We start from the raw sequence: 18,771 nt of genomic DNA, 5'->3' as shown, positions 1-18,771 counted from the left end.
GCGCTTTGTTCATGCCCCCCATGTTTCGACGCCTGATCGGCGCCCTCGCCCTGCTGCCGCTGTCGATCGCCCTGCCCGCCGCAGCCGCCATCGACGAGGACGACCTGCTGCCGGTCGACCAGGCCTACGTGCTGAGCGCCGAGGCCGACGGCGCCGATGCCGTTGCGGTGCGCTGGAAGATCGCCGAAGGCTATTACCTCTACCGTCATCGCATCTCGCTCGAAGCCACCGGCCCGGCGGGCGTGCGCAGCGGCGCGATGCAGCTGCCGAAGGGCAAGCCGCATGAGGACGAATTCTTCGGCAAGACCGAGATCTACCGCGGCCAGCTGGTGGCCACGCTGCCGCGCATCGTCGGCAGCGGCGGCCAGGTCACGCTGAAGATCAAATACCAGGGTTGCGCCGACGCCGGCCTGTGCTACCCGCCGCAGACGCGCACGCTGACCGTGTCGCTGCCCGGGGGCTCGGCGTCGAAGGCCGCCTCGCCGCAGCCCGCCGCGACCGCGCCTGCCGCGTCCGACGCGGACGACTTCAATCCGCTCGCCCGCAACGGCGGCGGCGGTCTCGCCGGCGGCCTGCGCGGTGCGCTGGGCGGTGGCGGCGACGCCGTGCGCACCGCACTGCCCGAGGACCGCGCTTTCGGCTTCGAGGCGATCGTCGGCGACGGCAACACCCTGCTGCTGCGCTTCACGCCCGCGAACGGCTATTACCTGTATCGCGACCGCACCGAGGTGTCGCTCGACGCCGACGGCATCACGCCGGGCGCGCCGAAGTGGCCGCCGGGCACGTCGCACCACGACGAGCATTTCGGCGCGGTCATCGTCTATTTCCGGCAGATCGACGTGCCGCTGCCGCTGTACCGCAGCAAGCCGGACGCGCAGACGGTGACGCTGCGCGTGACCTTCCAGGGCTGCGAGACGGACGGCATCTGCTACCCGCCGATGACCCGGCGGGTGAAGCTGGCGCTGCCGCGCGGCGAAGTGCGCGCGGCGCCGGCTGCCAGTCCGGTCGCCGCGAAGGCCACGACGCCTGCGTCCACGACGGGTAGCGCAGCGACGCCAGCGGCGATACCGGAGAATGCGACGGCCGCGGCGCCGATCGCGCGCGATGCAGGCACGGCGTCTCCGGCCGCCGACATGACTGCGGAGACCGGTGCCGACACCCGCGGCAATGCGCCGTCGGCAGCGCCACCGTCGGACGACGCCCCCGCCGGCCTGCTCGCGGCGATGCTGCTGGCGCTGCTCGGCGGCCTGATCCTCAACCTCATGCCCTGCGTGCTGCCGGTGCTGTCGATCAAGCTGCTCGGCCTGGTCGAGAGCAACGACGGCGCCGCGCGCGCCAAGGCGCATGCGCTCTGGTACGCGGCCGGCGTGCTGGTCAGTTTCGTCGCGCTGGGCGCAGCGGTGCTGGCATTGCGCCATGCCGGCGAGGCGCTGGGCTGGGGCTTCCAGCTGCAGAAGCCGGGCGTGGTCGCGGCGCTCGGCCTGGTGATGTTCGCCTTCGGGCTGAGCCTGTCCGGTGTCTGGCACATCGGCGGGCGCTGGGTCGGCGCCGGGCAGGGCCTGGCCAGCCGCAGCGGCGCGGCCGGGGATTTCTTCACCGGCGTGCTCGCCGTGGTGGTCGCGGCGCCCTGCACCGCGCCGTTCATGGCGCCGGCCCTGGGCTGGGCGTTCACCGCACCCACCGCGTCGGCGCTGCTGGTCTTCGCCTGCCTTGGCCTGGGCCTGGCGCTGCCGTTCCTGCTGGTCGGCTTCGTGCCCGCGCTCGCGCGGCTGCTGCCGCGCCCCGGCGCGTGGATGGACACGCTGAAGAAACTGCTCGCGTTCCCGCTGTACGCCACCGCGATCTGGTTGCTGTGGGTCCTGGCGAAACAGCGCGGCGCGGATGCGGTCGGCCTGTGGGCGGTCGCCGCGCTCGCCGTCGCCTTCGCTGCCTGGGCGTGGACGCATGCGCGCATGCACGCCGCGCGCTGGGGCTTCGTCGCTGCGCTGCTCGCCCTGCTCGCCCTGCCGTGGGCGCTGTCGCGCATCGCCGCACTGCCCGCACACGAGGCCGCGCGCGTCAAACAACCTGCCGAAAGCGTCACCGTGCCCTATTCCGCGCAGCGCCTCGCCGACCTGCGCGCCGCGAATCGCGTGGTGCTGGTCAACATGACCGCCGACTGGTGCGTCACCTGCAAGGCCAACGAGAAGACCGTGTTCGCGCGCGAGGGCTTCCGAGACGCGCTGGACAAGCACGACGCCGTCTACATGGTCGGCGACTGGACCGACGTCGATCCGGAGATCACCGCGTACCTGCAGCGCTACAAGGCCTACGGCGTGCCGCTGTACGTAGTCTATCCGCGCGGCGGCGGCGAAGGCAGCAAGCTGCCGACGGTACTCACGCCGGCGCTGGTGGAAGACGCGCTGGCGAAGGCGGCGCAGTGATCGATCGCGTTGCATGACGTACCGACCCGCATGAGCACCCGCACTGTCCTCATCGTCGCCTTCCTCGCCGCCGTGCTCGGCGCCGTGGCCGGCCTGCTTGTCAACGGTCCCGGACCGCTGTGGCGAAGCAAGCTCGGCCAGCAGGTGCTGCAGGAGACCATGGACGCCCGCGCGCCCAAGCCACCGGCCGGCCTGCCGATCGCCGAGATCGGCAAGCCCATCCCCGCGCTGCGCCTGCCCGATCTCGACGGCAGGCACACCGACGTGCCCGGCGCCTGGCGCGGGCGACCGCTGCTGATCAACGTCTGGGCCAGCTGGTGCGGGCCCTGCATCGAGGAAATGCCGGAACTGCAGCGGTTCAGCGCGAAGGAAGGCGCGAACGGCGTGCAGGTGGTCGGCATCGCGCTCGACGAGCCGGAGGCGGTGCGCGCCTTCCTCAAGCGCGTGCCGGTCGACTATCCGATCCTCATCGAGACCGCCGGACCTGCCGATGCCAGCGTCTCGCTGGGCAATCGCAAGGGCGTGCTGCCTTATTCGGTGCTGATCGGCGCCGATGGCCGATTGATCGAGCGTCGGGTCGGCCCCTTCGTCCCGGGCGAACTGGACGACTTCGTCGCCCCAGCGCGCTGAGGCCGGCGACGAGCACCGGAGACTGCCCCCGGGCGCCAGCATGCACCGCCGCATGCGACACAGCGCGGCACCCGTCTGCCCCCCTGCGGCACCCCGCGCTGGCCTGTCCTGCGGACAGGCTTTCGGCCATCCGCAGCGCCGCGAGTCGCGTGCGCGCTGATTTTCCGGCGCCTTTCCTCCGATACGACCGCAGCCGGCCCCTGCAAGTCCTGACAGGGGCACTTGGCACGAAGGATGCTTGTGTTCAGGCAGGCGACGCACCCGCGCCGCCGCACCCCGGGCGCCGTCTTCGACGGCACCCGCCCCGCCACCCCCGGTCGACCGCCATGTCCGCGAATACCGTGCCCTTCCCCGCGCAGAGCAGATTGTTCGGCAAGTACTTCGAGTACAGCCGCTACAACGACGTCGTGCGCGCGATGCACGGCATGCTGGCAGGCATCCCGGACGGCCAGGCCTGCGTGCTGTCGACGTTGGAAGGCCACCACCTCGCCCACGCCGCCGCGCCGATGCTCGACGCCCCCCGGCTGGCGGCGGTGGCCAGCGCCCTGTCGAACATGGCAGAGACCCTGACCCGCGATCTGGGCCAGCACGGCTTCACCGACATGGTGGTCCACACCGACGCGGGCATCGCGGTGATCCAGCGCGTGCCGCGCCCGGGCCACCAGATGGTGATGCTGACCGCGACCGGCCACGAGACCAACCCGGGCCTGCTGACCAGCCTGACCCGTCACTGCGCCACCACCATCGCCACGCTGTGTTCGGCAGCCCACCTGGACCGCTGACCGCACCGCCTCCCGACCCTTCGAATCCCCGCAGCCCGGACGCCACATCCCGGCTGCAGTCGCGCCGACAGGCCGCGACGACCCGACAACCCGTGCAGGGCGACGGCCCCAGGCAGCAATGCCGGGGCCGTAACTTTTTGGGCGTCCGCAGCGCCTCCGTTTCAAACGCGCGATTGAAAATGAGGCGATCTTCGCCGATCTGGACAGTACTCCGGCTTTCGCGCAGACTGGCTTCCCAATCGTCGGACCAGTTCCATGGCGCGGCTCCTCGTCCTGCACGGCCCCAACCTGAACCTGCTCGGCACCCGCGAACCCGGGATCTACGGGCATGCGACGCTGGCGGACATCGACGCGGACCTCGCCGAGCGCGCCGCAGCCGCCGGCCACCAGCTGGCGTCGTTCCAGTCCAATGCCGAGCACGCCCTGGTCGATCGCATCCAGGCCGCGAAAGGCCAAGTCGACTTCATCCTGATCAACCCGGCCGCCTTCACGCACACCTCGGTCGCCATCCGCGACGCCCTGGCGGCCGTGGCCATCCCTTTCATCGAAGTGCACCTGTCCAACCCGCATACTCGCGAGCCGTTCCGCCACACCAGCTACTTCACCGACCTCGCGGTCGGCATCGTCGCCGGCTTCGGCCCCCTGAGCTACGGGTTGGCCCTGGCGGCGGCCATCCGCCGCCTGGACACCTGATCCCCCGAAAGTTCTGCCTGAAAGATTTCCCCGAAACGACGCCGTGGCCCGCCGCGGCACCGAACGAGAACGAGACCACCTCATGGACCTGCGCAAAATCAAGAAACTGATCGATCTGCTGGAAGAGTCGAACCTTGCGGAGATCGAGATCAAGGAAGGAGAAGAATCCGTTCGCCTCGCCCGCGTGCCGAAGGGCGGCGTGGCCATCAGCGCGCCGCCGCCGGCACCGCTGCAGCTGGAACACACCCCGCGCGCCGCGCAGCCGGTGATGCCGATGCAGTCGCCGGTCGAAGCCGCCACCGGCGGTCGCCCGGGCAACGACCTGCCCGCCGGTCATGTCGTGCGCTCGCCGATGGTCGGCACCTTCTACGCCTCGCCGTCGCCGGACAAGCCGGCCTTCGTGAAGGTCGGCCAGACCGTGAAGCAGGGCGAAACCCTGGGCATCGTCGAAGCGATGAAGATGTTCAACCCGATCGAGGCCGACGTCTCCGGCACCGTGCTCGCGATCCAGTGCGAAAGCGGCCAGCCGGTGGAATTCGATCAGCCCCTGTTCGTGATCGGCTGAGGACCTTCCCATGCTGGATAAGGTCGTCATCGCCAACCGCGGCGAGATCGCACTGCGCATCCTGCGCGCGTGCCACGCGCTGGGCATCAAGACGGTCGCGGTGCATTCCACCGTCGATCGCAACCTCAAGCATGTCGCCATGGCCGACGAGTCGGTCTGCATCGGCCCGGCGGCCTCCAGGGACAGCTACCTCAACATGCCGGCGATCATCGCCGCCGCCGAGGTCACCGACGCCCAGGCGATCCACCCGGGCTACGGCTTCCTCAGCGAGAACGCCGACTTCGCCGAACGCGTCGAATCCTCCGGCTTCATCTTCGTCGGTCCGCGCGCCGAGACCATCCGGATGATGGGCGACAAGGTCGAGGCGATCCGCGCGATGAAGGCCGCGGGCGTGCCCTGCGTGCCCGGCAGCGGCGGCCCGCTCGGCGACGATGCGAAGGAGAACGTGCGCATCGCCCGCGAGATCGGCTACCCGGTCATCATCAAGGCCGCCGGTGGCGGCGGCGGACGCGGCATGCGCGTGGTCCACACCGAGGCCGCGCTGGTCGCCGCGATCCAGACCACCCAGAGCGAAGCCAAGGCCGCGTTCGGCAACGAACAGGTCTACATGGAGAAGTTCCTGGAGAACCCGCGCCACGTCGAGATCCAGGTGCTGGCCGACGGCCAGGGCAACGCGATCCACCTCGGCGAACGCGACTGCTCGATGCAGCGCCGCCACCAGAAGGTGGTCGAGGAAGCGCCGGCACCGGGCATCACCCCCGAACAGCGTGAACAGATCGGCCGCGTCTGCACCGAAGCCTGCGTGCGCATCGGCTATCGCGGCGCCGGCACCTTCGAGTTCCTGTACGAGAACGGCCGCTTCTACTTCATCGAGATGAACACCCGCATCCAGGTGGAGCATCCGGTGACCGAGATGATCACCGGCATCGACCTGGTGAAGGAGCAGCTGCTCATCGCCGCCGGTCAGAAGCTGTCGATCAGGCAGAGCGACATCGTGCTCAACGGCCACGCCATCGAGTGCCGCATCAACGCCGAGGACCCGGACACCTTCCTGCCCTCGCCCGGCCTGATCAAGCACTTCCACGCCGCCGGCGGCCCCGGCGTGCGCGTGGACTCGCACATCTACGAAGGCTACGCGGTGCCGCCGAACTACGACTCGATGATCGGCAAGCTGATCGTGCACGCGCCCGACCGCGCCACCGCGATCGCGCGCATGAAGGTCGCCCTGAGCGAGATGGTCGTCGACGGCATCAAGACCAACATCGCCCTGCAGCAGCGGATCATGGCCGACATCGGTTTCCAGACCGGCGGCCAGAACATCCACTACCTCGAAAAGCGCCTCGCCGAGCGCAAGGAAAAGACGCTGTCGATCCTCTGATCGCGCCAAGGTCCTGCGGACAAGAAGTCGCCCCGGTTCGCCGGGGCGTCTTCGTTTGGGCGATGCGGTGCGGAGCGCTCAGCCCTCGCGCGCGTCGCCCGTCACCGTGTCGACGATCACCGCCGGGCACTGCGGGTTGCCGCCGAACACGAATTCCGGGTTGCCGCCCACGCCCGCGCGCAGGGTCACGGTGACGTAGGGATCGATCCAGGCCGCTTCTTCCTTGCGGTTGTCGGCCTCGGGCAGGTCCATCTCGATCGGCCAGTCGATCGGACCACCGACCGGCGGCGGCGGGTCGAGGCGACGCAGCTCGCCGAACTCGCGGTAGCCGGTCTCCTCCAGCATCAGCACGGTGCCGTCGTCGTTGCGGAACAGCACCTTGAGGCGGTCGATGGCCATGGGCGTGCTGGTCGGGCCGGAAGAGCACCAGCCCTGCGCGCCGTGCAGGCACGCATTCGGGAAGCGGGACCTGATGAGGTCGACCGCGACCGCGACGCGTTCGTTGAAGCTGCCCATGGCCATCGATGGATCCTTACCGGAGTGGGACGCGGCATCCGGCCGCGACGGTGCGCAGGCGGGGAAGGATCGGGACAGATGCACGACGGGGCCATGGGCCGACGCCGGACTCGACGACCACGTCCCCCTGGCCGTGGCGGGCCCGGCAACACCGGTCCCGACCACTGAAACGCGATTCGGCGCATCGATCGGACAGCGGCTTGCGCATCGGCGCCGTATCATCGGCATATTCCACAGCGTCTCCAGGGAAGGCCCGGACAGGTGAACAGCGAATTCCACGTCGTCGGCAGCGACCCGCGCAAGATCGAGGCCGATCTGCGCACGCTCTCGCAGCGCATCGATACCGTCCTGCGCCGACACTACGCCACGCTCGGCATGATCCGCCTGCTCTCGCCCCCGAAGCACCTGCGCCAGCGCGGACGACGGGTCCGGATGCATGTGCCGTCGCGCTGGCTGGTCATCGCGTCCGCAGTGCTGATCCTCGCCTCGGCCGCGACGATCTGGCTGGCGCCGCTGATCTCGCCGCGCTGGATCCCGTCCGCCTGGATGCCGCCGGAACTGTCGCCGATCACCGTCGGCATCGTCATCGCCGCGCTGCTGCTGTTCGAACGCCTGGTCTATCCGCGCATCGTGCTCGCCGGATACACGTTCAGGCTCATGCGCCTGGAACGCATCGATGCCGGCGGCGAATTCCCCTGCGCCTACACCGTGGCGCCGGTCCCGGACACCGCCAGCGGATTCGGCTGGGAGGCCTGGAAGCGCGCGCAGAACCTCGCGCCGGGCGATCTGGTCATCGCGGTTTCCGATGCGCAGAACAACGGCCGCGGCCTGATCCTGCTGCGCACCGAGGGTCGCCTGCCCGCGCTGATGTGGGACCGCAACCTGCTGCAGGTGGACGCGTTTCCCGCGCTGCCCAAGGACGTGCGCCTGCTCGCGCAGCACTTCGACCGCGCCTGCGACCGCCATGCCGCGCACGCCGATCGCATCGAGCGCAGCCGCAACCTCCGCTCGGGGCAGATGGAGACACCCGCGCCCGTCGATCCAGCCAAGGCCTGGGAAGGCGTGGCGCTCGCGCCCGCGCTCAAGCAGCGCCTCGCCACGCTGGCCGCGCACTTCGTCGAAGGCCGCGCGACCGCCACGCACGGCCTGCTGCTGTACGGCCCGCCGGGCACGGGCAAGACGCGCATCGCGCGCGCCTTCGCCGAATGCATGGGCTGCACGTTCTATCCGCTGTCGCTGCCCGACCTGAAATCCGGCTACGTCGGCCAGAGCGGCGAGAACGTGAAGGCGCTGTGGCGCAAGGCCGTGGCCGAGCCCTGCGCGGTGATCTTCGTCGACGAATGCGAGACCGTGTTCGGCCGGCGCGGCGGCGTCGGCACCGACAGCTTCGTCGAGGAGATCGTCACCGCCTTCCTCGCCCAGTGGGACGGCTTCGAGAAGCAGAAGCACGTGTGGGTGATCGGCGCGACGAACCGGCGCGACCTGATCGACCCCGCCCTGCTGTCGCGCTTCGAGGAGCAGATCGAGATCGGCCTGCCCGAGGATGCGCAGCGCCTGGGCATCCTCGCCGAGGAATTCGCGCGCCTGGGCATCCCGCCGCCGCTGCCGCCGCGCACGGTCGCGCTGACCGTCGGACTCTCCGGCCGCGATCTGGTCGGTCTGGCCAAGCGCGCCGCGCGCGAGCACGGGACGCAGCAGGCGCTGGGCGACGATGCGCTCGAAAGCCTCACTAAGGCCCTGCGGAAGCAGGGCTCCACGGCGACCGATGCGCGCGCCAGCTGGGACACGCTGATCCTGCCGGAAGCGACGCTCAAGGAACTGAAGACCACCGCCGGCCTGCTGCAGCACGCCGACACCTTCCGCAAGCGCGGCATCGGCGTGCCGCGCGGGCTGCTGCTCTACGGCCCGCCGGGCACAGGCAAGACCCAGGTCGCGCGCACGCTCGCCAACGAGACCGGGCTGCGCTTCATCGGCGCGTCCACGGCCGACATCAAGCAGGGCTATCTCGGGCAGAGCGGGCAGAAGGTGCGCGAACTCTTCGAGCGCGCGCGCGAGGCCGCACCCTCGCTGCTGTTCATCGACGAACTCGACATCATCGCCGCCACGCGCGGCGGACAGAACGACGCGATCCTGACCGAGATCGTCGGCCAGCTGCTGCAGGAAATGGACGGGATCGCCGCGCAGACGCAGCCGGTGTTCGTGCTCGCCGCGACCAACCGCCGCGACCAGATCGATCCGGCCGTGCTCTCGCGCCTGCCCAAGCAGATCGAGATCCCGCTGCCCGACCGCGACGCGGTCGCGCGCCTGATCGCCGTGCTGCTCGACGGCAAGCCGCTGTCCTTCCCGGTCGCCGACGGCGCGCGCACGCTGGCCGCACGCGTCGACGGCAAGAGCGGTCGCGACCTGCGCAGTTGGGTGGAAAGCGCCGAGCATCGCGCCGTGGCGCGCGCGATCGAGGCCGGCGATCCGGATGCGGTCGCGATCGCGTTGGCCGATTTTGATTGATGCGTTCGACTGATGCGTTCGACTGATGCGTTCGACTGAGCGCGCGTCGCCGCGTTCAGTGCGCGCGGCGACTGAGGTAGACGATCAGCAACTCCAGGTCCGCATCGCCATCCTGCAGGATCCCGTGCGTGCTGCCTGCCCGCGTCAGCAGGGCATCGCCTGCGGCGACCGCATGCTCGCGGCCATCGAGAAAGTAGCGCCCGCGCCCGGCGAGCACGTAGTAGATCTCGTCGTGGTCATGCGGATGCAGACCGATGCCGGCGCCCTTGCGCAGCACGCGACGGCGGAACTGGAACGGCATGTCCTGCGCATCGGCGAACATCGGATAGGCCATGGTCTCGCCGGGCCCGCCATGCGGACCGGGCTGCGCGCGCGGCACGATGGCATCGCGAGGCAGCACCACCGAGGGCTGCGCCTGCGATGCACGATCGGCGAGCGATGTCGGTTTCGCACCGCAATCGGTGTCGCGCACGACGGTCGGCGCGAGGGCCGGATCGAGCATCTTCCATGCGTCGACCACGAAACAGGCCACCGCCACCGCACCCGCATCGCGCAGATGGGTGTCGTCGGCCTGTGGCTCGTTCGGGCTGTGCGCTTCCGGCACGTGCATGAAGAAACGCTTCGACGGTTCGTCTCCCAGCGCGCGCAGCCAGTCCATGCTGCGCGTGTTCAGATCGATCAGCCCGATGCGTTCGCGCGCGGCGAGATCGCGCACGGACTGGGTGTAGAGCCCGTGCGTGTCGAGCAACTGGCCTCGGTCGAACTTGCGTCGCGCGACCGGCGTGACGAGGATCGGCGTCGCGCCGCGTTCGCGCGCCAGCGCGACATAGCGCATCAACCATGCCGGAAACGCGTCGCGCGGCTCGTTGTAGCGCGCCGGGTCTTCGACTTTCGCGTCGTTGTGACCGAACTGGACCAGCAGCACGTCGCCGCGCCGCAACTCCTTCGCGATGCCGTCCAGCCAGCCCTGCTCGATGAAGCTGCGCGCACTGCGCCCGCTCTGCGCATGGTTGCGCACCGACCACGCCTTCGCATCGAGGAAGGACTGCAGCTGCATGCCCCAGCCCTGGCGCGGGGCGCGCTCGGGACCATACGCGCTGGCGGTGGAATCGCCGGCGATGAACACGCGACGCGGCCCCGTGCTTTCCTGCATGTCGTTCGCGTGCGCTGCGGTCGCGCACGCGAGCCAGAGGCACAGCGCGAGCACGACGCGCAGGTCCATCGCCTCAGCGCGCCAGCCAGCCGCCGTCGACGGGGATGATCGCGCCATTGACGTAGTCGGATGCGCGACTGGCGAGGAAGATCGCCGCGCCGGCGAGATCGCCGGGCTCGCCCCAGCGACCTGCAGGAATGCGATCGAGGATCGCCTTGCTCCGCTCGGCATCGGCGCGCAGCTGCGCGGTGTTGTCGGTGGCCATGTAGCCCGGTGCGATGGCGTTGATGTTCACGCCCTTCGCGCCCCACTCGTTGGCGAGCAGACGGGTGATGCCGGCGATGCCGGACTTGCTCGCCGTGTACGAGGGCACGCGGATGCCGCCCTGGAAGGACAGCATCGAGGCGATGTTGATGATCTTGCCGCCGCCGTTCGCGATGAAGTGCTTGCCTGCGGCCTGGCACATGAAGAACGCGGACTTGATGTTCACGTTCATCACGTCGTCCCAGTCCTGCTCGCTGAAATCGACGGCGTCGGCACGACGGATCAGGCCGGCGTTGTTGACGAGGATGTCGAGTCCACCGAGGCCGGACAGGGTTTCCTCGACGATGCGCGCAATGGGTTCGACCGACATCAGGTTGGCCTGGATGTCGATGAAGCGACGACCGAGCGCGCGCACCTGCGCGGCGGTGTCCTCGGCCGGGACGATGCCGGCGACCGCGATGTCCGCGCCCGCCTGCGCCAGCGCCAGCGCGACGCCCTGGCCCAGGCCGGTGTTGCCGCCGGTGACCAGCGCGACCTTGCCGGTCAGATCGAACAATGCATTGCTCACGGGATTGCTCATGCGCGCCTCACTTGAGTTGGCAGATGTCGAGCTGGTGCATGTCGGTGTAGTCGAGGTTCTCGCCACCCATCGCCCAGATGAAGCCGTAGTTGCGCGTACCCGAGCCCATGTGGATCGACCACGGCGGCGACACCACCGCTTCCTCGTTGCCGATCACGAGGTGGCGCATGTCCGACGGTTCGCCCATGAAGTGCATGACCTTCTGGTCGTCGCCGAGGCCGAAGTAGAAATAGACCTCGCTGCGGCGGTCGTGCAGGTGCGGCGGCATCGTGTTCCACACGCTGCCGGACTTCAGCAACGTCAGCCCGAGCAGCAGCTGGCAGGACTGGCAAGTCGCCGGCACGATGTACTGGTAGATCGTGCGTTCGTTCGACGTCTCCAGCGCGCCGCGTTCGAGCGGCACCGCGTCGGCGATCGAGATGTGCTTCGTCTCGTAGCGCGCATGTGCGGGCGTGGAAAACAGGTAGAAACGTGCGGGCCCATTGGGACCTTCGGCATCGGCGGAGGCGAAGGTCACCTCCGCGCTGCCCATCGGCACATACAGCGCATCGCGCGACTTGAGCGTGTAGGCGACACCGTCGACGGTCACGGTGCCGTCGCCATCGGCGACGTTCACCACGCCCAGTTCGCGGCGTTCGAGGAAGGGTTTGCCGGCCGCGGAGGCCGGCTGGGTCTGCACGGGCAACGAAAGCGTGGAACCCACCGGGGCGGCGCCGCCGACCACGATGCGTTCGTAATGGGTGTAGTTCAGCCGCACCGCATCGGCGACGAACAGGCCGTCGATCAGGTAGCGGTCGCGCAACTGCTGGTTGCTGGCGCCTGCCATCGAATCGGGATGGCAGGCGTGAAGGGTCTTCTCGAACATCAGTTCCCCCAGTGGGATCCCTCGGTCGGGATCGATCATAGCGAGGTTTTCGACAAATTGACACCGGTTACCAAGCGAGACATACAACGCAGCGCCACGGCTGCGACGAACGGAATTGGATGGACGTCAGCCTGCCTGCGGCGGCAGGCAGGAATCGCGGGCGACGAGGTGCGGGGTCACGCTGGCCATCACCGCGACCTGGCTGGCGTCCTGCGCGAGCAGCAGCGAGGCCGCCTGGCGGCCCACGTCGCGTACCGGCAGGCGAACGGTGGTCATCGCCGGCCACAGCTGCGAGGCCAGCGGGCTGTCGTCGTAGCCGACCACGGACAGCTCGACCGGGATCGAAATGCCCATGCGCTGCGCGGCCTTGTACACGCCGGCGGCCATTTCATCGTTGCAGGCGAAGATCGCGGTGGGGCGGTCCGGGCGAGACAGCAGCTGTTCCGCGCCGGCCACGCCGGACTCGAAGGTGTAGCCGCCTTCATACACATTCTCGGGCGGCACCTGCACGCCGCGCTTCGCCAGCGCATCGAGGAAACCGCCCCCGCGCTCGATCGAGGAACGGTAGCGCTTCGGACCTGTAATGAGGCCGATGCGGCGATGACCGAGCGATTCGAGGTAATCCGCCGCTTCCGCACCGGCGATGCGGTCCTGCGTGACCAGCATGCGACCGGCCTCGTCGAAGGGCACCGATGCGATGCGCACGTAGCGGCAGTCGATCTCGCGCAGTGCTTCGGCCAGGGCCTGGTCTTCGGACACGCGCGGGATCAGGATCACGCCGTGCAGCTTCTGCTGCAGCACGAAGCGGCGGATGCCGTCGATGTAGCCTTCGCGCTTGCTGTCGCAGGGATGCACGACGAGCTCGTAGCCGGTGTCGCGCAACGCGTCGAGGACGCCGTACTGCATGTTGACGATGTACTGCGCGGTCGGGTTGTCGAACACGAGACCGACCAGGAACGATTTGCGGAATGCGAGGCCGCGCGCCTGCGGATCTGGCGCATAACCGTATTCGCGCATCAACGCATGCACTTTCGCGCGTGTGTCCGGCTTGACCAGCGGCGAGTCGTTGATGACCCGCGACACCGTTTTCTTCGACACGCCGGCGAGCCGGGCGATGTCGTTGATGGTGGCCTTGCCCGGCGCCGGCGGCTGCTGGGCGGTGGTACTCCTGGGGACGGTGGTTTTCGCGGTCATGCGTGGATTATGGACCGAATCCGCAGGGGTGTGTCTCCGGGTGGACATTCGATCCTCACAGGATGGTGGGCAGCCACAGCGTCACGCCCGGCACGAAGGCGACCGCGAGCAGCACGCACAGCGCGGCCAGCCAGAACGGCCAGATGGTGCGCAGGGCCTCGCCGATGCCGATGCGGCCGATCGCGGTACCGACGAACAGCACCGAGCCGACCGGCGGCGTGACTAGGCCGATGCCGCCGGCGAGGATCAATACGACACCGAATTGAAGCGGATCGATGCCGTAGGCCTTGGCCACCGGCAGGAAGATCGGCGTGCAGATCAGGATCATCGGTGCCAGGTCCATGAAGGTGCCGAGGAACAGCAGCACCAGCACGATCAGCAGCAGCACCATCACCTTGTCGTGCGCGATCGCGCGCAGCGCCTCGACCGTGGCGGCCGGCACTTCGAGATAGGCCAGCATCCAGCCGAACGCGGCCGCCGCCGCAATGACGAACAGGATCGCGCCGGTGGTGCGCGATGCATGCGCCAGCGTTTCGAGGAATGCGGACCAGCCGAGCGATCGATAGGCGAGGCCCGCGACCAGGAGTGCGTAAAGCACCGCGACCGCCGCGCTCTCCACGGCGGTGAAGATGCCCGCGCGGATGCCGAAGAAGATCAGCGCCACCAGCAACAGGCCGGGCAAGGCCGACACGAAGCGCCGCGCCAGTACCGCGAATCCCGGGAAGGCCTCGGTGCCGTACCCGGCACGGCGCGCCAGCACGTAGGCGGTGACCATCATCGCCAGGGTCATCAGCAGCGCCGGCAGCATGCCCGCCGCGAACAGGTCGATGATCGACACGCCACCGCCGGCCGCCGCGGAAAACAGGATCAGGTTGTGCGACGGCGGCACCAGCAGCGCGACCAGCGCGGCGTTGATGCTCACGTTCACCGCGTAGTCCTTCGCATAGCCGCGCTGCACCATCTGCGGGATCATCGCGCCGCCGACGGCGGACACGTCGGCGATCGCCGACCCGGACACGCCACCGAAGAACAGCGAGGACACGATGCTGACCTGCCCGAGCCCGCCGCGCATGCGCCCGACCAGCGCGCTGGCGAGGCCGATCAGGCGCTCGGAAATGCCGCCGCGCATCATGATCTCGCCGGCAAGGATGAACAGCGGAATCGCGACCAGCGACGAGGATCCCGCGCCGGCGGTGACCTGTTGCACCAGCACCAGCGGCGGCAGGTCCACGTAGAGCAGCGTCGCCAGGGTCGCGACGGCCAGCGCGTACGCGACCGGCACGCCGATCGCGAGCAGCAGGGTGAATGCGATGAAAAGCAGTGCGATCGCCATGTCAGCGGGACTCCCCATGCGTGCGTGTCGCCATGCAGCGGCCGATCGCGAACACCACCATCAGCGCGCCGCCCACCGCGACCGGCGCATACGGCAGCGATTCCGGAAACGGCGCGCCCGCTGCGCGCACGTCGGCGCCGTCGAGGAACAGCCGCGTCGCCCACCAGGCCAGGCCCGCGCCGAGCAGTGCGATCAGCCCCTTCGTCGCGATGAACAGCGCGCGACGCAGCGAGGGCGGCGCAGCATCGGCCAGCAGCGTGAACGCGAAATGGCGCTCGTGGTGCACACCGGCCGCCGCGCCGAACGACATCGCGCCGGTCAGCAGCACCGCCGTCGCCGGTTCGACCCAGCCCGGCGAATGATCCAGGACGTAGCGTGCGAACACCTGCCAGCCCTGTACCGCGACCAGCAGCGCCAGCGCGGTCGCCGCCACGCCGACTGTCCATGCCGCCAGGCGGTCAAAACCGCTGCGCGGCGCCGATGCACTCTCTCCGGTCATGCCTCGTTCCTCATGGTCAGTCTCCTCAGCCCGCCGCATCGCGAATGGCGGCATGCAGCGCGCGCAGCGCCGGATCGCGCAGCAGCTCGCGGACCAGCGGCTCGGCCGCCTTCCGGAACGATGGGCCATCAACGGTGTTCGACTGGATGCCCGCCTCGGCCAGCGCACGGCGCGCCTCGGCTTCCGATGCATCCCACAGCCGACGCATGACCTTGACCGATTCGCGCGAGGCATCGAGCAGCAGCACACGATCGGAACGCGACAACCCGTCGAGCGTGCGCTTCGAGACCAGCAGCGCGTCGGGCGCATAGGAATGCCCGGTCTGCGACCAGTAGCGGGCGGTTTCGAAGTGCCGGCTGGCGTGGAAACTGCGGATGTTGTTCTCGGCGCCATCGATCAGATGCGTTTCCAGCGCGGAGAACACCTGGCCGATCGGCAGCGGCGTGGGATTGCCGCCGAGCAGGCCGATCAGCTCGATGAAGATGTCCGAAGGCGGAACGCGGATCTTGAGACCGGCGAGGTCGCGCGGCGAATGCAGCGGTCGGCGCGTGTTGTAGAAGCAGCGCGGCCCGCTGTCGTACAGCGCCAGGCCGACCACGCCGCGCGTCTCGAACCCGCGCAGCACCTCGGCGCCGACCTTGCCGTCGTGCACGCGGCGTTGGTGTTCGGTCGAATCGAACGCGAACGGCATGCACAGCGCACGGGTCAGCGGAAAGGCGTTGTTGAGCGCGCCGGTGTACACGCGGGCGAAGTCGATCGCACCGTAGCGCGCCATCTCCAGCGTCTCGGATTCGCGACCGAGCTGGCCGGCGTGGTACATGCGGATGCGCAGGCGCCCGTTCGTTTCGCGTTCGAGCGTCTCGCCGATCCAGCGCACCGCCGCGACCGTCGGATAGTCCTTCGGATGCACGTCGGTCGCGGTGAACACGCCGGGCGCACGACGGTCCGAGGCCAGCACGCCCGTCGCATGCGCGGCGCCCAGCGCGCACAGCCCAGCGAGCAGCCGCCGACGGCCGCGATCGGCCTGACTGCCGGTGTCGTGATCTCCTGTCATGCCCCTCCCTCCGGCCGCACCTGATGCATAGCCGCCTGCTGCATCGTCGCCTGCTGCATCGTCACGTGGATTTCGGCGACGCCATCGAAGACCACGCGCGCATGCTGTCCTGCGATGACGTCATGGATGCCGGTGGCCGCGCCGGTCGACACCCACTGCCCCGCGCGCAGCGGCATGCCGCGTTTCGCGCAGCGGGTCAGGGCGAAGCGCAGCGCAGCGACCAGCCCGCCGGCGATGCCGCTGGCGCGCCCCTGCCCCACCTCGACATCCTGGACGAAGGTGCGGCAGACCAGGTCGTCGCGCAGCGCGGCGCGCCAGTCGACGACTGCCGGTCCGAGGATCAGGCCGGCGTTGTTGCCGAAGTCCGACACCACGATCGCCGGCCCCAGGTCGTTGATCATCGGCATCGGGCTGCCCGCCAGTTCCGCGCCGACATGCAGGCTGGCGACCATCGCCAGCGCTTCCTCGTCGGACCACTCGATCTTGCCCGGCGCCGCATCACGGGCGATGCAGAACACGAATTCCGCCTCCACGGCAGCGAAGCCGCCGGGAATGACTTCGAAAGTCCCTGCGTGTACCGGCAGCCCCTCGGCGGATCGCGAAACCGCAGGCGGCGCCTGCACCGCACCGGCGAAGATCGGCCCGACCAGACGGTCCTCGCCCATCCGCGCCAGCCAGGCATCGGGAATCCTGCCGACCTTCCAGCCGGCGACCGGGCGCTCCCAGAGCGCGATGGCCGCGTCCTGGCAGGCGTATCCCGCCTCCAGCGAGGGCGGCTGCGCACCGGGATAGACCGTCAGCGCCTCGGCGCGCCGTCGGGCGCCGGTCAGTCGCCGTGCGATCTCCCAGCTCTCGGCATCGTCTCCCATTGCGGTCTCGGTCATCGGTGCGCCGTGTGGTCTCGTCGAGGGGGAGTTGTATAGGAAACCGGTGTCATTGACAATCTGCAGTGCACGATAGGGCAACCCCGGGAGGGACCAGGCATGACCCGCAGCACCGTCCGCACCGCTTTCCGCAGCCTCGCGGCCATGACGCTCGCCATGGCCTTCGCCGTCGGCGCCGCCGCTCCGGCGCCCCACGCTTCCGCGACATCCCAGCCGGCCTTCCCCGGCGCGCAGGGCTGGGCCGCGCATACGCCAGGCGGACGCGGTGGACGCATCGTCCGCGTGACCACGCTGGCCACGGAGGGTCCGGGCTCGTTCCTGGAAGCGGTGAACGCGAAGGGGCCGCGCATCGTGGTCTTCGAAGTCGGCGGCGTGATCGACCTGCAGCTGAAGACGGTGAAGATCCGCGAGCCCTTCCTCACCATCGCCGGACAGACCGCGCCGCAGCCGGGCATCACCCTGATCCGCGGCGGCATCGACATCGCCACGCACGATGTCGTCGTCCGCCACATCCGCGTGCGCCCCGGCGAAGCCGGCCAGGCCAAGCGCAGCGGCGTGGATTTCGACGCGATCTCCACCGTCGGCGCGCGCGACGTGATCGTCGACCACTGTTCGCTGACCTGGGCCACCGACGAGAACCTGTCCGCCTCCGGCCCGCGTTTCGGCGGCGACACGCCGGAGCAGTGGCGCGCGAACACCTCGCACCGCATCACCTTCAGCAACAACCTCATCGCCGAAGGCCTGGCGCATTCCAGCCATGGCAAGGGCGAGCACTCGAAGGGCTCATTGATCCACGACAACGCGCGCGACATCCTCATCGTCGGCAACCTCTACGCGCACAACAACGAGCGCAACCCGATGTTCAAGGGCGGCACGCAGGGCACGGTCATCAACAACCTGATCTACAACCCCGGCCAGCGCGCGGTGCACTACAACCTCGTCGCCGCCGAATGGGAGGGCCACCCGTACCAGGACGGTCGCCTGTCGCTGATCGGCAACGTCATGCGCGGCGGCCCCGACACGCCGCAGAGCGCGGTGTTCTTCATGTTCGGCGGTTCCGGCGGGCTCGACCTCTACCTGCACGACAACCTCGCGGTGGACCGCATCGGCCAGCCCCTGCCGATGCAGGGCCGCTACAGCACCGCGCCGGCCGGGGTGCGTGCGCTGAAGACTGCGCCCGCCCTGCCCTTCGGCGTGAAGCCGCTGGCGGCGAGAGACGTGCAGGACGCGGTGATCGCCAACGCCGGCGCGCGTCCGTGGGATCGCGACGACATCGATCGCCGCATCCTCGCCGACACCATCGAGGGTCGCGGCGAGATCATCGACAGCGAGCAGGAAGTCGGTGGCTATCCGAAGCATGCCGAAACCCGGCAGGCCTTCGTCGAAGCCGACTGGAATCTCGACACCATGGAGCCGCTCAAGCCGCTGCCGCGTCGCGAACCGCTGCGCTGAG

The 18,771-nt window shown here is 69.3% G+C and carries 17 protein-coding genes; 8 read left to right on the top strand and 9 right to left on the bottom strand.

Features of this window, described 5'->3' with window-relative positions:
- Positions 1 to 11 precede the first annotated feature (11 nt).
- The 6 genes from ACFQ0E_RS06250 (at position 12) to accC (ending at position 6,471) form a co-directional block, all read left to right on the top strand.
- Positions 12 to 2,423 carry a protein-disulfide reductase DsbD family protein gene (locus ACFQ0E_RS06250; RefSeq protein ID WP_386822809.1) on the top strand — a complete coding sequence of 804 codons (2,412 nt, stop codon included), beginning with the start codon at positions 12 to 14 and terminating at the stop codon, positions 2,421 to 2,423.
- A 30-nt stretch (positions 2,424 to 2,453) separates the two neighbouring features.
- Positions 2,454 to 3,053, top strand: coding sequence for a TlpA family protein disulfide reductase (locus tag ACFQ0E_RS06245; protein ID WP_386822808.1), 600 nt, complete (start codon positions 2,454 to 2,456; stop codon positions 3,051 to 3,053).
- A 326-nt stretch (positions 3,054 to 3,379) separates the two neighbouring features.
- On the top strand, positions 3,380 to 3,835 hold the full coding sequence (locus tag ACFQ0E_RS06240; RefSeq protein ID WP_137851202.1) for a roadblock/LC7 domain-containing protein: 456 nt from the start codon (positions 3,380 to 3,382) through the stop codon (positions 3,833 to 3,835).
- Between the two features lie 255 nt (positions 3,836 to 4,090).
- A complete protein-coding gene (gene aroQ, locus ACFQ0E_RS06235; RefSeq protein ID WP_386822807.1) occupies positions 4,091 to 4,528 on the top strand; it encodes a type II 3-dehydroquinate dehydratase in 438 nt (145 codons plus the stop codon).
- A gap of 82 nt (positions 4,529 to 4,610) precedes the next feature.
- On the top strand, positions 4,611 to 5,093 hold the full coding sequence (accB, locus tag ACFQ0E_RS06230) for an acetyl-CoA carboxylase biotin carboxyl carrier protein (RefSeq protein WP_386822806.1): 483 nt from the start codon (positions 4,611 to 4,613) through the stop codon (positions 5,091 to 5,093).
- 10 nt (positions 5,094 to 5,103) lie between these two features.
- Positions 5,104 to 6,471 carry an acetyl-CoA carboxylase biotin carboxylase subunit gene (gene accC / locus ACFQ0E_RS06225; protein WP_386822805.1) on the top strand — a complete coding sequence of 456 codons (1,368 nt, stop codon included), beginning with the start codon at positions 5,104 to 5,106 and terminating at the stop codon, positions 6,469 to 6,471.
- Positions 6,472 to 6,549: 78 nt separating this feature from the next.
- Here the strand turns inward: accC and ACFQ0E_RS06220 are convergent, their stop codons facing one another.
- Positions 6,550 to 6,993 carry a hypothetical protein gene (locus ACFQ0E_RS06220; protein WP_386822804.1) on the bottom strand — a complete coding sequence of 148 codons (444 nt, stop codon included), beginning with the start codon at positions 6,991 to 6,993 and terminating at the stop codon, positions 6,550 to 6,552.
- A gap of 255 nt (positions 6,994 to 7,248) precedes the next feature.
- On the opposite strand from ACFQ0E_RS06220, the gene ACFQ0E_RS06215 reads away from it, so the two are divergent.
- Positions 7,249 to 9,492 carry an AAA family ATPase gene (locus ACFQ0E_RS06215; RefSeq protein WP_386822803.1) on the top strand — a complete coding sequence of 748 codons (2,244 nt, stop codon included), beginning with the start codon at positions 7,249 to 7,251 and terminating at the stop codon, positions 9,490 to 9,492.
- A gap of 55 nt (positions 9,493 to 9,547) precedes the next feature.
- On the opposite strand, the gene ACFQ0E_RS06210 is transcribed toward ACFQ0E_RS06215, so the two are convergent.
- The 8 genes from ACFQ0E_RS06210 to ACFQ0E_RS06175 form a co-directional block, all read right to left on the bottom strand.
- Positions 9,548 to 10,714, bottom strand: a complete 1,167-nt coding sequence (locus ACFQ0E_RS06210; protein ID WP_386824062.1) for a cupin domain-containing protein — start codon at positions 10,712 to 10,714, stop codon at positions 9,548 to 9,550.
- Positions 10,715 to 10,718: 4 nt separating this feature from the next.
- Positions 10,719 to 11,489 carry a 2-dehydro-3-deoxy-D-gluconate 5-dehydrogenase KduD gene (gene kduD, locus ACFQ0E_RS06205; RefSeq protein ID WP_386822802.1) on the bottom strand — a complete coding sequence of 257 codons (771 nt, stop codon included), beginning with the start codon at positions 11,487 to 11,489 and terminating at the stop codon, positions 10,719 to 10,721.
- 7 nt (positions 11,490 to 11,496) lie between these two features.
- The gene (kduI, locus tag ACFQ0E_RS06200) at positions 11,497 to 12,354 is read right to left on the bottom strand and encodes a 5-dehydro-4-deoxy-D-glucuronate isomerase (RefSeq protein ID WP_386822801.1); all 858 of its coding nucleotides are present in this window, start codon (positions 12,352 to 12,354) and stop codon (positions 11,497 to 11,499) included.
- Between the two features lie 126 nt (positions 12,355 to 12,480).
- The gene (locus ACFQ0E_RS06195; protein WP_386822800.1) at positions 12,481 to 13,548 is read right to left on the bottom strand and encodes a LacI family DNA-binding transcriptional regulator; all 1,068 of its coding nucleotides are present in this window, start codon (positions 13,546 to 13,548) and stop codon (positions 12,481 to 12,483) included.
- Positions 13,549 to 13,603: 55 nt separating this feature from the next.
- Entirely contained in the window at positions 13,604 to 14,881 is a 1,278-nt protein-coding gene (locus tag ACFQ0E_RS06190) for a TRAP transporter large permease (protein ID WP_386822799.1), read from the bottom strand.
- Position 14,882: 1 nt separating this feature from the next.
- A complete protein-coding gene (locus ACFQ0E_RS06185) occupies positions 14,883 to 15,380 on the bottom strand; it encodes a TRAP transporter small permease (protein ID WP_386822798.1) in 498 nt (165 codons plus the stop codon).
- Positions 15,381 to 15,405: 25 nt separating this feature from the next.
- Positions 15,406 to 16,434: a TRAP transporter substrate-binding protein gene (locus tag ACFQ0E_RS06180; protein ID WP_386822797.1), complete on the bottom strand. Its 1,029-nt coding sequence runs from the start codon at positions 16,432 to 16,434 to the stop codon at positions 15,406 to 15,408.
- Positions 16,431 to 17,318 carry a 2-keto-4-pentenoate hydratase gene (locus ACFQ0E_RS06175; protein ID WP_386822796.1) on the bottom strand — a complete coding sequence of 296 codons (888 nt, stop codon included), beginning with the start codon at positions 17,316 to 17,318 and terminating at the stop codon, positions 16,431 to 16,433. Before ACFQ0E_RS06175 ends, ACFQ0E_RS06180 begins: the two co-directional genes overlap by 4 nt.
- A gap of 99 nt (positions 17,319 to 17,417) precedes the next feature.
- Here ACFQ0E_RS06175 and ACFQ0E_RS06170 point away from each other — a divergent pair, with 99 nt between their 5' ends.
- Positions 17,418 to 18,770, top strand: coding sequence for a pectate lyase family protein (locus tag ACFQ0E_RS06170; RefSeq protein ID WP_386822795.1), 1,353 nt, complete (start codon positions 17,418 to 17,420; stop codon positions 18,768 to 18,770).
- Position 18,771 lies beyond the last annotated feature (1 nt).

Origin of the sequence: Lysobacter brunescens (genome assembly GCF_042677005.1) — a bacterium.
Taxonomy (GTDB): Bacteria; Pseudomonadota; Gammaproteobacteria; order Xanthomonadales; family Xanthomonadaceae; genus Lysobacter_I; species Lysobacter_I brunescens.
The sequence above is the reverse complement of the archived record's forward strand: the minus strand, read 5'-3'. Positions and strand labels throughout refer to the sequence as shown.

Bases quoted from the DNA above. Each gene is read 5' to 3' on its own strand.
- ACFQ0E_RS06250 (WP_386822809.1), top strand. From the start codon at position 12: ATGCCCCCCATGTTTCGACGCCTGATCGGCGCCCTCGCCCTGCTGCCG.
- ACFQ0E_RS06245 (WP_386822808.1), top strand. From the start codon at position 2,454: ATGAGCACCCGCACTGTCCTCATCGTCGCCTTCCTCGCCGCCGTGCTC.
- ACFQ0E_RS06240 (WP_137851202.1), top strand. From the start codon at position 3,380: ATGTCCGCGAATACCGTGCCCTTCCCCGCGCAGAGCAGATTGTTCGGC.
- aroQ (WP_386822807.1), top strand. From the start codon at position 4,091: ATGGCGCGGCTCCTCGTCCTGCACGGCCCCAACCTGAACCTGCTCGGC.
- accB (WP_386822806.1), top strand. From the start codon at position 4,611: ATGGACCTGCGCAAAATCAAGAAACTGATCGATCTGCTGGAAGAGTCG.
- accC (WP_386822805.1), top strand. From the start codon at position 5,104: ATGCTGGATAAGGTCGTCATCGCCAACCGCGGCGAGATCGCACTGCGC.
- ACFQ0E_RS06220 (WP_386822804.1), bottom strand. From the start codon at position 6,993: ATGGCCATGGGCAGCTTCAACGAACGCGTCGCGGTCGCGGTCGACCTC.
- ACFQ0E_RS06210 (WP_386824062.1), bottom strand. From the start codon at position 10,714: ATGGACCTGCGCGTCGTGCTCGCGCTGTGCCTCTGGCTCGCGTGCGCG.
- kduD (WP_386822802.1), bottom strand. From the start codon at position 11,489: ATGAGCAATCCCGTGAGCAATGCATTGTTCGATCTGACCGGCAAGGTC.
- kduI (WP_386822801.1), bottom strand. From the start codon at position 12,354: ATGTTCGAGAAGACCCTTCACGCCTGCCATCCCGATTCGATGGCAGGC.
- ACFQ0E_RS06195 (WP_386822800.1), bottom strand. From the start codon at position 13,548: ATGACCGCGAAAACCACCGTCCCCAGGAGTACCACCGCCCAGCAGCCG.
- ACFQ0E_RS06190 (WP_386822799.1), bottom strand. From the start codon at position 14,881: ATGGCGATCGCACTGCTTTTCATCGCATTCACCCTGCTGCTCGCGATC.
- ACFQ0E_RS06185 (WP_386822798.1), bottom strand. From the start codon at position 15,380: ATGACCGGAGAGAGTGCATCGGCGCCGCGCAGCGGTTTTGACCGCCTG.
- ACFQ0E_RS06180 (WP_386822797.1), bottom strand. From the start codon at position 16,434: ATGACAGGAGATCACGACACCGGCAGTCAGGCCGATCGCGGCCGTCGG.
- ACFQ0E_RS06175 (WP_386822796.1), bottom strand. From the start codon at position 17,318: ATGACCGAGACCGCAATGGGAGACGATGCCGAGAGCTGGGAGATCGCA.
- ACFQ0E_RS06170 (WP_386822795.1), top strand. From the start codon at position 17,418: ATGACCCGCAGCACCGTCCGCACCGCTTTCCGCAGCCTCGCGGCCATG.